This window comes from Solwaraspora sp. WMMA2056 (assembly GCF_030345095.1).
In the GTDB taxonomy this organism is placed as follows: domain Bacteria; phylum Actinomycetota; class Actinomycetes; order Mycobacteriales; family Micromonosporaceae; genus Micromonospora_E.
In genome coordinates, this window is record NZ_CP128360.1 from 5,565,478 (window position 1) to 5,577,789 (window position 12,312).

Annotated in this window: 19 protein-coding genes; 11 read left to right on the plus strand and 8 right to left on the minus strand. The window is 70.0% G+C overall.

Annotated features, from left to right (window positions below; all coding sequences use genetic code 11):
- The first annotated feature begins 14 nt into the window (after window positions 1–14).
- From O7608_RS25095 to O7608_RS25115, 5 genes are all read left to right on the plus strand, one after another.
- Entirely contained in the window at window positions 15–1,028 is a 1,014-nt protein-coding gene (locus O7608_RS25095; protein WP_289206913.1) for a TIGR03842 family LLM class F420-dependent oxidoreductase, read from the plus strand.
- Entirely contained in the window at window positions 1,025–1,918 is an 894-nt protein-coding gene (locus tag O7608_RS25100) for an ABC transporter permease (protein WP_289206914.1), read from the plus strand. Before O7608_RS25095 ends, O7608_RS25100 begins: the two co-directional genes overlap by 4 nt.
- On the plus strand, window positions 1,915–2,715 hold the full coding sequence (locus O7608_RS25105; RefSeq protein ID WP_289206915.1) for an ABC transporter ATP-binding protein: 801 nt from the start codon (window positions 1,915–1,917) through the stop codon (window positions 2,713–2,715). The genes O7608_RS25100 and O7608_RS25105 overlap by 4 nt, the downstream gene beginning before the upstream one ends.
- Window positions 2,712–3,476, plus strand: coding sequence for an ABC transporter permease (locus O7608_RS25110; protein ID WP_289206916.1), 765 nt, complete (start codon window positions 2,712–2,714; stop codon window positions 3,474–3,476). The genes O7608_RS25105 and O7608_RS25110 overlap by 4 nt, the downstream gene beginning before the upstream one ends.
- A gap of 76 nt (window positions 3,477–3,552) precedes the next feature.
- A complete protein-coding gene (locus tag O7608_RS25115) occupies window positions 3,553–4,692 on the plus strand; it encodes an ABC transporter substrate-binding protein (RefSeq protein ID WP_289206917.1) in 1,140 nt (379 codons plus the stop codon).
- Between the two features lie 142 nt (window positions 4,693–4,834).
- On the opposite strand, the gene O7608_RS25120 is transcribed toward O7608_RS25115, so the two are convergent.
- Entirely contained in the window at window positions 4,835–5,164 is a 330-nt protein-coding gene (locus O7608_RS25120; RefSeq protein WP_289206918.1) for a helix-turn-helix domain-containing protein, read from the minus strand.
- A complete protein-coding gene (locus O7608_RS25125; protein ID WP_289206919.1) occupies window positions 5,161–5,526 on the minus strand; it encodes a type II toxin-antitoxin system RelE/ParE family toxin in 366 nt (121 codons plus the stop codon). Before O7608_RS25125 ends, O7608_RS25120 begins: the two co-directional genes overlap by 4 nt.
- 23 nt (window positions 5,527–5,549) lie before the next feature.
- On the opposite strand from O7608_RS25125, the gene O7608_RS25130 reads away from it, so the two are divergent.
- The 3 genes from O7608_RS25130 (at window position 5,550) to O7608_RS25140 (ending at window position 6,461) form a co-directional block, all read left to right on the plus strand.
- A complete protein-coding gene (locus tag O7608_RS25130; RefSeq protein WP_289206920.1) occupies window positions 5,550–5,759 on the plus strand; it encodes a hypothetical protein in 210 nt (69 codons plus the stop codon).
- Between the two features lie 115 nt (window positions 5,760–5,874).
- The gene (locus tag O7608_RS25135; RefSeq protein ID WP_289206921.1) at window positions 5,875–6,078 is read left to right on the plus strand and encodes a CopG family ribbon-helix-helix protein; all 204 of its coding nucleotides are present in this window, start codon (window positions 5,875–5,877) and stop codon (window positions 6,076–6,078) included.
- On the plus strand, window positions 6,075–6,461 hold the full coding sequence (locus O7608_RS25140) for a type II toxin-antitoxin system death-on-curing family toxin (protein ID WP_289206922.1): 387 nt from the start codon (window positions 6,075–6,077) through the stop codon (window positions 6,459–6,461). The genes O7608_RS25135 and O7608_RS25140 overlap by 4 nt, the downstream gene beginning before the upstream one ends.
- Before the next feature lie 76 nt (window positions 6,462–6,537).
- Here the strand turns inward: O7608_RS25140 and O7608_RS25145 are convergent, their stop codons facing one another.
- The 3 genes from O7608_RS25145 to O7608_RS25155 all read right to left on the minus strand — a co-directional run bounded on the left by O7608_RS25145 (window position 6,538) and on the right by O7608_RS25155 (window position 7,314).
- On the minus strand, window positions 6,538–6,663 hold the full coding sequence (locus O7608_RS25145) for a hypothetical protein (protein WP_289206923.1): 126 nt from the start codon (window positions 6,661–6,663) through the stop codon (window positions 6,538–6,540).
- Between the two features lie 103 nt (window positions 6,664–6,766).
- Entirely contained in the window at window positions 6,767–7,051 is a 285-nt protein-coding gene (locus tag O7608_RS25150) for a hypothetical protein (protein ID WP_289206924.1), read from the minus strand.
- A complete protein-coding gene (locus tag O7608_RS25155; protein ID WP_289206925.1) occupies window positions 7,051–7,314 on the minus strand; it encodes a hypothetical protein in 264 nt (87 codons plus the stop codon). Before O7608_RS25155 ends, O7608_RS25150 begins: the two co-directional genes overlap by 1 nt.
- A 510-nt stretch (window positions 7,315–7,824) precedes the next feature.
- On the opposite strand from O7608_RS25155, the gene O7608_RS25160 reads away from it, so the two are divergent.
- On the plus strand, window positions 7,825–8,367 hold the full coding sequence (locus tag O7608_RS25160) for a GntR family transcriptional regulator (protein ID WP_289206926.1): 543 nt from the start codon (window positions 7,825–7,827) through the stop codon (window positions 8,365–8,367).
- Entirely contained in the window at window positions 8,364–9,152 is a 789-nt protein-coding gene (locus tag O7608_RS25165) for a GntR family transcriptional regulator (RefSeq protein ID WP_289206927.1), read from the plus strand. The genes O7608_RS25160 and O7608_RS25165 overlap by 4 nt, the downstream gene beginning before the upstream one ends.
- 54 nt (window positions 9,153–9,206) lie before the next feature.
- Here the strand turns inward: O7608_RS25165 and O7608_RS25170 are convergent, their stop codons facing one another.
- The gene (locus O7608_RS25170; RefSeq protein WP_289206928.1) at window positions 9,207–9,746 is read right to left on the minus strand and encodes a GNAT family N-acetyltransferase; all 540 of its coding nucleotides are present in this window, start codon (window positions 9,744–9,746) and stop codon (window positions 9,207–9,209) included.
- Between the two features lie 105 nt (window positions 9,747–9,851).
- On the opposite strand from O7608_RS25170, the gene O7608_RS25175 reads away from it, so the two are divergent.
- Entirely contained in the window at window positions 9,852–10,382 is a 531-nt protein-coding gene (locus tag O7608_RS25175; RefSeq protein WP_289206929.1) for a chloramphenicol phosphotransferase CPT family protein, read from the plus strand.
- A gap of 5 nt (window positions 10,383–10,387) precedes the next feature.
- Here O7608_RS25175 and O7608_RS25180 read toward each other — a convergent pair whose 3' ends face one another.
- Both O7608_RS25180 and O7608_RS25185 read right to left on the minus strand, forming a co-directional pair.
- On the minus strand, window positions 10,388–11,632 hold the full coding sequence (locus tag O7608_RS25180) for an erythromycin esterase family protein (protein WP_289206930.1): 1,245 nt from the start codon (window positions 11,630–11,632) through the stop codon (window positions 10,388–10,390).
- A complete protein-coding gene (locus O7608_RS25185) occupies window positions 11,629–12,225 on the minus strand; it encodes an NADPH-dependent FMN reductase (RefSeq protein ID WP_289206931.1) in 597 nt (198 codons plus the stop codon). Before O7608_RS25185 ends, O7608_RS25180 begins: the two co-directional genes overlap by 4 nt.
- Between the last annotated feature and the right edge of the window lie 87 nt (window positions 12,226–12,312).

The following is a 12,312-nucleotide window of genomic DNA, read 5'->3' on the forward strand; positions in this document are numbered from 1 at the left end:
AGGGGGTACGCCAGATGGACTTCGGCGTCGTGTTCCAGTGTGACCCGCCCGGCCGGGAGCTGGTGTCGTTGGCCCAGCGGGCCGAGCAGGCCGGCTTCAGCCACGTGTGGACGTTCGACTCGCACGTGCTGTGGCAGGAGCCGTTCGTCATCTACAGCCAGATCCTCGCCGCCACCTCGTCGGTGACGGTCGGGCCGATGGTGACCAACCCCAGCACCCGGGACTGGACCGTCACCGCGTCGATGTTCGCCACCCTCAACGAGATGTACGGCAACCGTACGGTCTGCGGCATCGGCCGGGGCGACTCGGCCGTGCGGGTCCTCGGCGCCCGCCCCACCACCCTCGGCGAGCTGCGGGACTGCGTCACCGTCATCCGTGACCTGGCCGCCGGGCGGACCGTGCGTTATCGCGACCGGGACATCACCCTGCCGTGGGTCGACGACGGGGCGCTGGAGGTGTGGGTCGCCGCGTACGGGCCGAAGGCGCTCGCGCTGGCCGGCGAGGTCGGCGACGGCTACATCCTGCAGCTCGCCGACCCGGACATCGCCGCCTGGATGATCGGCGCGGTCCGGACGGCGGCGGAACGCGCCGGCCGCGACCCCGACGCGGTCACCTTCTGCGTCGCCGCCCCCGCCTACGTCGGCGACGACCTGGCCCACCAGCGGGAGCAGACCCGCTGGTTCGGCGGCATGGTCGGCAACCACATCGCCGACATCGTCGCCCGCTACGGCGGTGACGGCAGCGGCGTGCCGAAGGTGCTCACCGACTACATCGCCGGCCGGCAGGGCTACGACTACGCCGAACACGGCCGGGCCGGCAACACCCACACCGACTTCGTACCGGACGAGATCGTCGACCGGTTCTGCCTGCTCGGCCCGGTCGACGAACACCTGCGCCGGCTCGCCGAGCTACGCGACCTCGGCGTCGACCAGTTCGCCGTCTACCTGCAACACGACGCCAAGCAGGAAACCCTGGCCGCGTACGGCGAGCAGATCATCCCCGCGTACCGCCGGGTGGTCGCGTCTTGACCAGCGGCCCGACCAGCAGCTGGGCGCGCCGGGCCGGCGTCGCCGGGGCCGCGCTGGGTGCGCTCGCCCTCGCCGCCGCCGCGTGGGAAGGCTACAAACTGGTCGGCGACCCGGACGGCACCGACCTGTTCGGCGTACCGCTGCTGCCGCGCGCCGACGACGCCGCCATGCCGCACCTGGCCGACGTGGTCGCCGGCCTCGGCGCCGTCGACGTCGCCGCCGGCCAGCCGGTGTGGCGGGTGGTCGTCGACGCCTGCCTGTTCACCCTCGGGGTGACCGGCGTCGGGTTCGCCGCCGGCACCCTGGTCGGGATGGTCCTGGCGGTGGCGATGCAGCGGCTGCGGATCGTCGAACGGGGACTTCTGCCGTACGTGGTGCTGTCGCAGACCGTGCCGCTGGTCGCCCTCGCCCCGGTGATCGCCGGCTGGGGCGGGCGGCTGTCCATCGGCACCTACCCGTGGCAGCCGTGGATGTCGGTCGCGGTGATCGCCGCGTACCTGGCGTTCTTCCCGGTCGCCGTCGGCATGCTGCGCGGCCTGCAGTCGCCGCCGGCCGCCGGGGTCGAGCTGATGCGCAGCTACGCGGCCGGCTGGTGGCGCACCCTGTGGAAGCTGCGGGCTCCGGCCGCGCTGCCGTACCTGTTCCCGGCGCTGCGGCTGGCCGGGGCCGCCGCCGTGGTCGGCGCGGTCGTCGGGGAGATCTCCACCGGCACCCGGGGCGGCATCGGCCGGCTGATCCTGGAATATTCCCGGCAGGCCACCAGCGCCCCGGCGAAGGTGTACGCGGCGATCCTCGGCGCCGCCGCCCTCGGCCTGGTCGTCGCCGCCACGGTGACCCTGCTGGAGCTGGGGCTGACCCGGCACCAGCGGCGGGTGGCGGTGACCGGATGAGCAGTGCATTCGCCGTCGAGATCACCGGGGTCGACAAGGTCTTCAACGCCGGCCGGGCCGACGCGGTCACCGCGCTGACCGGGGTGGAGCTGACCATCGGCCGGGGCGAGTTCGTGTCGCTGATCGGGCCGTCCGGCTGCGGCAAGAGCACCCTGCTGCGGCTGATCGCCGACCTGATCACCCCGACCGCCGGCACGGTCACCGTCAACGGCAAGGCCGCCCGGCAGGCCAGACTCGACCAGGAGTACGGCATCGCCTTCCAGCAGGCCGGTCTCTTCGACTGGCGGACGGTGCGGCGCAACGTGGAGCTGCCGCTGGAGCTGCGCGGGGTGCGGCGGGCGCAGCGCCGGACCCGGGTCGACGAGATGCTGGCCCTCGTCGGGCTCGCCGACTTCGCCGGCCACTACCCGGCTCAGCTCTCCGGCGGCATGCAGCAGCGGGTGGCGATCGCGCGGGCGCTCGCCGTACACCCGCCGTTGCTGTTGATGGACGAACCGTTCGGTGCGCTCGACGAAATGACCCGCGAACGCCTGCAGGACGAGCTTCTCGGCATCTGCGCCCGCACCGCGACCAGCACCGTCTTCGTCACCCACTCGATCTCCGAGGCGGTGTACCTGTCCGACCGGGTGGTGGTGATGTCGGCCCGGCCGGGGCGGATCACCGCCGTCGTCGACGTCGACCTCGGTGCGCGCACCGATCAGACCCGGCAGTCGGCGGAGTTCTTCACCGCCGTCACCGAGGTCCGCCGGGCACTGCGCGGCAGCGGCGCTGCGGCCACCGAGCCGGCAGCGACGTGAGGTCGTTGCGGGCGGCCGGGCCGCCGGTCGCCGTCGGGCTCGTCGGGCTGGCGCTGTGGGAAGCGACGGTACGGCTGGGCCGGGTCGCCTCGTACGTGCTGCCGTCGCCGTCGGCGATCGCCGAACAGTTCTGGGCCAGCCGTACGGTGGTGCTGTCCGCCGGGCTGGCCAGCGGCACCAACGCGCTGATCGGACTGCTCGCCGGGGCGGCACTCGGGGTGCTGGTGGCGTTGGCGGTCAGCCGGCTGCGGCTGCTCAGCGAGGTGTCGGTGCCGCTGGCGGCGCTGGTCAACGCGCTGCCGATCATCGCGCTCGCCCCGGTGCTGAACAACATGTTCGACGCGGCCAGCAGCGTGCCCCGGCGGATCGTCGTCGGGCTGGTCGCGTTCCTCCCGGTCTTCGTCAACACGCTGCGCGGGCTGCGTCAGGTGCAGCCGATCCACCAGGAGCTGATGGCCAGCTACGCCGCCGGTGGTTGGACCTTCGCCCGGCTGGTCCGGCTGCCCGGCGCGCTGCCGTTCGTCTTCACCGGGCTGCGGCAGGCGTCGTCGCTGGCGGTGATCGCGGCCGTGGTCGCCGAGTACTTCGGCGGGCTGCAGGACGGGCTGGGGGCGCGGATCACCTCGGCGGCGTCGCTCACCGCGTACCCCCGGGCCTGGGCCTTCGTGGTCGGCGCCTGCCTGCTCGGCCTGGTCTTCTACCTGGCGACCCTGCTGCTGGAGCGCCTCGCGATGCCGTGGCGCACCGGCCAGACCCCGTGACCTCTGCTTCCCCTGGCGCTCCCGTCCGCGCGCCGCAGTCCCCCGCTCCATCATCGCGACCAGGAGGAACACGAAGATGAGAAGACGGTTGGCCGCCGCGGCGGCATTGACGGGCGCCGCGCTGCTGATCAGCGCCTGCGGTACGGCGGACGAGGAGCCGGACGCCGGTGGCGGTGCCACCGACGGCACCACCACGGTAAAGGTGCAGTTGCAGTGGTTTTTCCAGGCCCAGTTCGCCGGCTACATCGCGGCCGTCGAAAAGGGCTTCTATGCGGAGGAAGGGCTCGACGTCGAGCTGCTCGAAGGCGGGGTGGACATCGTCCCGCAGACGGTGCTCGCTCAGGGGCAGGCCGACTACGCGATCGCCTGGGTGCCGAAGGCGCTCGCGTCGCGGGAACAGGGTGCTGAGATCACCGACGTGGGGCAGATCTTCGCCCGCTCCGGCACCTACCAGGTGGCGTTCGCCGACTCCGGCATCAGCGGGCCGGCGGATCTGCGCGGCAAGAAGGTCGGCAACTGGGGCTTCGGCAACGAGTTCGAACTGTTCGCCGCGATGACCCAGGCCGGGCTGGACCCGGGGTCGGATGTGACCCTGGTGCAGCAGCAGTTCGACATGCAGGCGCTGCTGCGCGGCGACATCGACGCCGCCCAGGCGATGAGCTACAACGAGTACGCGCAGCTGCTGGAGGCGGAGAACCCGGACACCGGTGAGCTGTACACGCCGGACGATTTCACGGTGCTCGACTGGAACTCCGTCGGGACGGCGATGCTGCAGGACGCCATCTGGGCCGACACCACCAAGCTCGACGACCCGGCGTACCAGGAGCAGACCGTCAAGTTCCTCACCGGCACCATCAAGGGCTGGGCGTTCTGCCGGGACAACCCGGAAGAGTGCCGGGACCTGTCCGTCGCGGCCGGGTCGACGCTGGGTGCCAGCCACCAGCTGTGGCAGGTCAACGAGGTCAACAAGCTGATCTGGCCGTCGACCGGCGGGATCGGGCTGATCGACGAGGCCGACTGGGCGCGTACGGTCGAGTTGTCGCTGGCCACGAAGAACCAGGACGGCCAGACGGTGCTGACCGCCGAGCCGGAGGGGTTGGCCTACACCAACGACTACATCACCCAGGCGCTCGAAGCGGCGGAGGCGGACGGCGTCGACGTCACCGGTGCCGACTTCACCCCGCTGACCGTGACCCTCAACCCCGGCGGCGCCTGAGCACCTGCTCTCTGGGAGTCGACGAGAACGCAGGCGCACATCGATGCGGTGACCGGGCCGGTGGCAACTGCCATCGGCCCGGCCGTCGATCCCGTAGGCATCCCCCGTCGAGACAGGGTGGTGGCGCCACCGGGTTTCTGGACTACGCGACGTCCAAGCGGACGTTCCCGATTCGCGCAACTATGTCGAGGTGCCCGCCAAGGCCCGTGACGTAGGCTCTCAGTGACTCGAGGCTCGTGGCCTCACCGTTCTCGATCTGGCTGATGCGCGCTTGCGACAGGCCCGCAGCCTCGGCCAGCTGCACCTGGGTGAGGCCCAGCTGCTTCCGAATCTCGGCGAGCTGGGCACCGCTCACGGAAGCCAGCATCTGCTGACGCATCGCGGCGCGTTGGGCGACGCGGGCAGGGCTGTCCCATTCAGGGTCGGCCGCCCGAGCCTTGGCTTTGACGTCTCGCCAGTTCGTCGGACTCACTCGTCCTCCTTGAGTCGCTTCAGGTGCTCGTCGAACCTCGCATCGGCCAGCGGGATCGCCGTCTCGTACCAGTCCTGCCACCGGCCAGACTTATCGCCCGCAACGATAAACACAGCCTCCCGAAACGGATCGAAAGCGAAGATCATCCGGATCTCCGAACCGCCAGTCGATCCCGGTCGAAGCTCCTTCATGTTGTGGAACAGGCTGCCTTTGAGCCGGTCCACAAGGGGTCTACCCAGAGCCGGACCGTGCTCGGCCAACAGGTCTACGGCTTCCGCCACCCGGTCGGCGGTGACTGGGTCGGTTCGGCAGAGTTCGATGAACCAAGCCTCGACTTCGGGATGTAACGACACCTCCCACACGACGTGATTATAAGCCAAGCTTATTGGCACGCGCTCGCCGGGCGTCCCAAGAAACCGCCGGACGCCAGGCGGAGAGCCTCGACGCCCAGGCGCTCGAAGCGGTGAAGGCTGACGACATCGACATCACCGCCTCCGGGTTCACCCCGCTGACCGGCACCCTCAACCCCGACTGCGCCCGAGCCGGGGTCAGCAGCCGGCCGACTGCGACACGCCCACTCCCCATGATCAGTTGACGAGGACCGGGCGGCACGCCGGCACCGTCTCGGTTTTCGTCAACTGATCTTGCTGGCCCCGCTCTAGCCAGCGCCGGCGCTACCGGTGGACACTTGGAAGTCGTATGATTTCCATATGGTAACCACAGTCAACCTGCCGGACGATCTTCACGCGCAGCTCAAGCAGATCGCTGAGACTGAGCACCGGTCGGCCAACGCCACCATCGTCGTCGCCGTCGAAGAGTACGTCGCCCGGCACAGCAAGCGCTCCAAGGTGCGTGGGTTGGCCGCCGAGGTGGCCGAGCGCCACCGTGAGCTGCTCGACCGGCTGGCCCAGTGACCGTCTACCTCGACGTCGAAGACCTGCTGGAGATCGGCTCGATCGTCTTCGGCACGCCGGCCAAGGTCCGCGACTACGGGCTGCTCGCCTCCGCCGCTGCCCGACCGAGCACGATCGTCTTCGGGCAGGAGGCCTACCCCGACCTCGCTGGCAAAGCGGCCAGCCTGCTGCACTCGATCTGCGGCAACCACGCACTTGTCGACGGCAACAAACGCCTGGCGTGGGCCGCCGCGCTGGTCTTCATCAACCTCAACACCGGGACGCCGATCCCGGACGTCAATGTCGACCGCGCCGAGGCGTTCATGCTCGCGGTCGCCGACGGCAGCCTGCACGAGGTCGACGCGATCGCCGCCGAGCTGCGACGGCTTGGCGTCGTCTACTGAGCGCCCCCGGTTCGTCGGTACTGCCGGCGCATACCGTTGATGGCGGGATGTTCGCGCCGAATTGAAAGCGTCGACTTTAGCGAGGCAGTTGGGCAGTGGTCAGTTCGCCGCAGCGGGGGCACCAGCGGCTCTTCACCTTGAACGAGAACAGCCCGGCGAGGTAGCCGAGCAACACGGCGCTGGTCAGGGCACAAACGTCCATCGTGATCCACTTTCCATTGCAGTTTGGAATGGGTCGGGCTGGTGGTTGCCGCCACCGGCCCGACCCCGGCTCAAGCGGACGGCGGGCAGCGGGCTGCAGAGGTCTACGGATGTGCGGCGGGGAAGGGGTCGACGCCGTTGGGCGGCTGGTGCCGCTGCAGTACGCCGGGACGAGCCAACGCGGACTTGTAGACGCCGATCGCGGCCATCCGCCCGTCCCGACCCGCCAACGTGATCGTGGCGAGGATGCCGACCACCGGGGAATCGGCGTCGTCCAGGCCGTACCGGATGTCGGAGACCCGGACCGTCATCGACCGGTCGCCGAACACCCAGTCGGCCTTGCCGAGATGCAGGGTGTCACCGACCCGCAGGAGTTCACCGTCGGCCATCAGTCGTCCCGCCCGTCGTGGACGTACCCGTCCGGCCAGAGCCCGGCGTACTGCAACACCGCCCGCACCCGACGCGCCTTGACCTGGTCCCACCGGTCCAGCACCGCCAACGCGCTGGTGAACGGCGGACACAGCGCCGGCCCGTCGCACGCCCGGCACTCGGCCAACCGACTCGGCATGTGCACGGCGACCGTCTCCCGCGCCCGGTCCAACACGTCAGCGTCCGGCCGGTTCCGCATCGCCGCCGCCACCTCGTCCAGCACCGCCCGCTCGGCGTCAACAGCCGCACGCTCGGCATCCGGCGCAGACGCCACCCCACGCGCGGCCAGCAGCCGGAAACGCGGATCACTCCCGATGTCCGTCTGCCCCGGCGTCCGTCGCGGCAACGGCGGCCGGTTCGGCGTCGGACCTTCATTGCGAACGACGTACGGCGACCCGCCATACCTACTGCGGGGACCTTGGTTCCTGGTCAAGAGCTTCTCCTTCGCAGGGAGGACTGTTGAGAGGTCTGCGGCAGGTACAGGGCCGAATTCAGGCACAGCGGGCAAGAGCACTGGGGTCACCAGTGCCCTCGATTCAACATCCGTGATCCGTGGGGGCCGGGATCCTTGGCCGACTGACCAGCGCAGGAACCTCAAGTAAGCAGAGCTTATAATGATTGTGATAAGGCTGCAAGTGGCGTTGGCCAACAAGGTTCCCCACCCGAGTACGGTCAGTGAGCCAAGCCGCCACGCATCCGGCACCATGATCGGAGGCAGCAACCGGAGGCAACCATGACAGACCAAGGCTGGACCAGCAGCTCAGACCCGTACCTCGTCGCGCAGCAGCACGACGCGTGGTCCGCCGAGGCCGCCGGCCGGGGACGCGTCGGCACCCAACAGCTCCTCGGCGTCGAGACCGTCGACGCGGACACACAGGTCAGACGCGCACTCGGACTCGCCGCCGGCGAACGAGCCATCGTCCGCCGCCGACTCATCCTCGAAGACGACCGGCCCGTCGAACTCGCCGACTCCTACTACCCGGAACCCATCGCCGCCGGCACCCCACTCGCCGACAACCACAAGATCAAAGGCGGCGCGGTACGGGTCCTCACCGACCTCAACCTCACACCCCACCAGGTCACCGAACACGTCACCGCACGACGGCCGACCGACCACGAACAGGAACTCCTCGACATCGCCGCCGACGAACCACTCCTCGTCCTCACCCGCATCAGCCGCGCCGCCACCGGCCAACCCGTCGAGTACGCCGTCATGCGCACCGTGACCAGCCGCTCCACCGGCCACACCTACCAGATGCAGGTCCCACCCGCATGACCAACGAACCCGACCCCGCCGCTGCCAATGACGTACGCGACCGCCAGCGCCAGATCGCGGCCGATCTCCGCCGACAGATCCTCACCGGCGAGTTCAAGCCCGGCGACAAGGTGCCCTCCACGGCCCAGCTCTGCGAGCGGTACGGCGTCTCCAACCTCACCACCCAACGCGCACTCGCCATCCTCAAGAAGCAAGGATTCGTCCGTGGCGAGTCCGGGGTCGGCGTGTTCGTCACTGCCAACCAGCCGATCGTGGTCGAAGCGAACCACTACCCGGGCCAGACCAGCAGCGCCAATCCGTACCCGTGGATCAGTGAGATCGCCAGTCACGGCCGCCGCAAGACCAGCCGCCTGCTCTCCGTTGACGAGGTAACGCCGCCGGTCGCGGTCGCCGCGGCGTACGACCTCGAACCCGACACCAGCGTCATCCGCCGGCGGCTTCTGCTCCTGCTCGACGACGTCCCGGCCGAACTGGTTACCAACTACTACCGCACCGACCTCGCGCATGGCACCTCGCTCGCCGAGCACCGCCTGATCAAAGGCGGATCCCTCCGGGTGCTCGCCGAACTCGGCAAGCACGCCGGACCAGCCGTCGACGACGTCGAAGCCACCATGCCCACCATCGACGAGTTCATCGCCCTACAGATGCCCGACGACATGCCCGTGCTGCGCCAGTTCCGCATCATCTACACCACCCACGGCGAACCCATCGAAGTGACCGAGATGATCAAAGCCGCCCACCGGCACAAGGCCAGATACCTCCTACCCGGACCGCAGGAAGGCTGACCCTTCGGTGCTTCCTGCCGGACCTGGAAAGATCGACGGCGCCGAGGCGGCGACTCAGTCAACCAGGTCAGCGCGGGGGTCGATCACCCAATGGTGCGACCGGATGACGCGGTCGGCGAACGGCACGCTGGTCTCGCCAAGCAACGTGAATCCGAGGCTTCGGCAGACACCGTTCGACGCGACGTTGGACACCGCCGGGTACGCGTGCACACTGCCCCAACGGCCGTCGGCGGCAGCCCGACGCAGCAGCGTACCGGCCGCCCACCTGGCAAGCCCTCGGCCCTGAAACTCGGGCAGCACCATCCACCCGATCTCGGACACCGGCCCGTCGTCGAGGTCATGGGTCCACAGAGCCACCGAACCGGCGACCGTGGTCGGGTCGGCCGCGTCCGGCACGATCATCTTGATCCACTGGGTGTCGGCGGCCGCCGACTGGACGTCCCGCTCGACCTTGGCCGCGATGCCGTCGACCGGCAGTGGCCCGCCGAGGTCGGCCATCATCACTGGGTCGCAGCGCATCCGGACGTACGCGTGGACATCATCGGGCCGTACGTCTCGTAGCAGCACGCTGACTCCCCCTGCTTCGTCGAGCACCGCCTTCAGGTTGGCACACCGTATGCACCCATGCCGGGCCGGCTGGTCGGACCCTCGATAGAGTCGAACGCGGTACCCGCACCCACGGAGAAGGTGACCGATCACATGGCGACGCAGGTCATCGTTGTCAACGGCGGGTCCAGCTCCGGCAAGTCCGGGATCGTCCGGTGCCTCAAGCACCTGCTGCCCGGCCCGTGGATCAGCTTCGGCATCGACGACCTGATCGAGCGGTTGCCGCCGACCGTGGTGACGTTCGGCGCGCAGGGCGAGGTCATCCTCGGCGACGGCTTCGACGAGATGCAGCACGCCTGGCGGGTGGGCGTCGCGGCGATGGCGAAAGCCGGGGCACACATCATCATCGACGAGGTCTTCCTCGGCGGCGGCGCCTCCCAGGAGCAGGCCCGCCGCTATCTGGACGGCCTGTCCGTGCTGTGGGTCGGCGTACGGTGTGCCGCGGACATCGCGGCGGCGCGGGAGATCGCCCGTGGTGACCGGGTGGTCGGAATGGCAGCGTCGCAGGCCCAGATCGTCCACCAGGGAGTCGACTACGACATCGAGGTGGACACCAGCCACCTGGAGTCGCTGGACTGTGCCCAGACGATCGCCGCGCGGGTGGACGCCACGCCGCAGGGCTGACCGGCTCAGCCCTCCGTCTCTGGAGGCTCGACGTATCTAATTGGGCTGATCTCCGGCAGGTGCAGGAGGACGTCCACGGATCCGGCGAGGTCGTCGAGCGCGGAGTAGTGTCGCTCGTCCTCGTCGGGGTGATACATGCCCGAAACCAGGCGTACGGCGTGCCCGCCGGCCAGCCACCGCCCGACCGCGTCGGGTTTCGGCGCTGCGGTCAGGTCGACCGCGTACCCCGCGCCCAGCCTGGCCGCGACGTGGTCGAGCGTCTGGTCCAGGCTGTCGGGGCGTGGTGCCGGCAGGCGCAGGTCCCGGATACGGCCAGATCCGAAGGTGGTCAGCAGGCAGCGGTAGCGCGTCCCGAGGTGCGCGCGGAGTCGAGAGCCGAAGCCGGTCCCCCGGGCGGCGAGATGCCCGATCCCGTCCCAGACGACGGCTCGCCGGCCGGTGGCCCGCAGGTGTTCGACGAGCTGGTCTGCGGCGGCCGTCTCTTCGTCGTCGCCGCTGCGGCCTCGGCTCAGTGGGGCGGCGTGGAATCGCACGATGCGGTCGAGCGCCGCGAGTGCACGGGTCGTGGCGTCGGAGCCGGGTGCGAGCACGGCTGCCGTCGCGGTCCGGGCCTGCCGGGCCAGGTCGACGAAGGGCGCGCCGGTCCACCTGCCGTGGGCGCGTTCCACGTGTTCGCCGCCGTCGTGTGCGACCCGGATCGTCGCCAGGAGCGCTGATATCTGCTCGTGGTCGCGGGTGCCCGCCGTCAGGGCGAGGACCCGGTCGTAGTCGGCGGGCACCGTCGTGGGGCGGACGATCCCACGAATCTCCACCTGGTCGGTCGGCTGGGTGGCGTTGTGGGCGCGCAACCAGAGCAGCGCGCGGCGCAGCGACTCGGTGCGCCACGGCCCCCATACGTCGGCCAGGATCGCCTCGGGACCGGTATCTGACGTCTCCCCGGTCCTGGCCCAGCGGTCGAGCCGTGCGCCGATCCCGGTGGTGTCCTGGATGACGACGGTACGCACGCCTCGGGTCACCAACGCCTGGAGTAGGCCGACCTGCAGTTCGCTGACCTCGGCGCTCTCCCGGGTCGTCGGCGCGAGGCCGATGACCGTCGGCGCGGCATGCACATCGTGGTCTGCCCGGCTCGGCAGAAGGGCGTCGGCGAGGTCGGTCACGACGTCCCGCCACGGGGTGTCGCCGTACAGTCGCATCGGTCGGGCGTGGGTGGACAGCCAGTCGAGGACCGCCGCCGGAGCGTCGGCGCTCATCGGATGCTGCCGTCGGCGGCGGGCGCGTGGGTGACGTCGAGCGCCCCGGCCAGCTCGGCCAGCAGGCGGGCGCGGGACTCGACATCGCCGGCCTTCGGCGCGTACCGGCCGTCGACGACCTGCTGCGGCGAAAGGTGCAGCGACGTGGCAACCGGGCGCATCCGCAGCTCCTCGGCCACCTGGCGCAGCTGCGTCACGGCGCGGCCGCCGCCGGCCATCCCGTAGCCGACGAAGGCCACCGGCTTGTCGGCCCACTCGGCGTACAGGTGGTCGAGGGCGTTTTTCAGCACTCCCGGGAAGGAGGCGTTGTACTCGGGGACGACCATGACGTACGCCTGGTAGCTGGCGATCGCAGCGGCCCAGCGGCGGGTGGTCTCATGCTCGTAGCTGCCGAAGACGGCGGCGAGCGGCTCCCCCAGCATCGGCAGGTCGAAGCTGGCCAGGTCGACCAGCTCCAGGCGGAGATCCGGCTGGCTGCGGTCCGAGGCCACCCACTGGGCGATGGCCGGTGACCGCCTCGTGGGGCGGGTGCTGCCGGCGATCACGCCGACCCGCAGCGGTCCGGTAGGGCCGGCGACGTTGTCCGTTTCCATGCCATCGACGCTAAAACTTCAACATTGGTTTAAGTCAAGCGGTGACACGTCCCATGTCCACCACCGTCGCCCGGCGACACTGAGCGG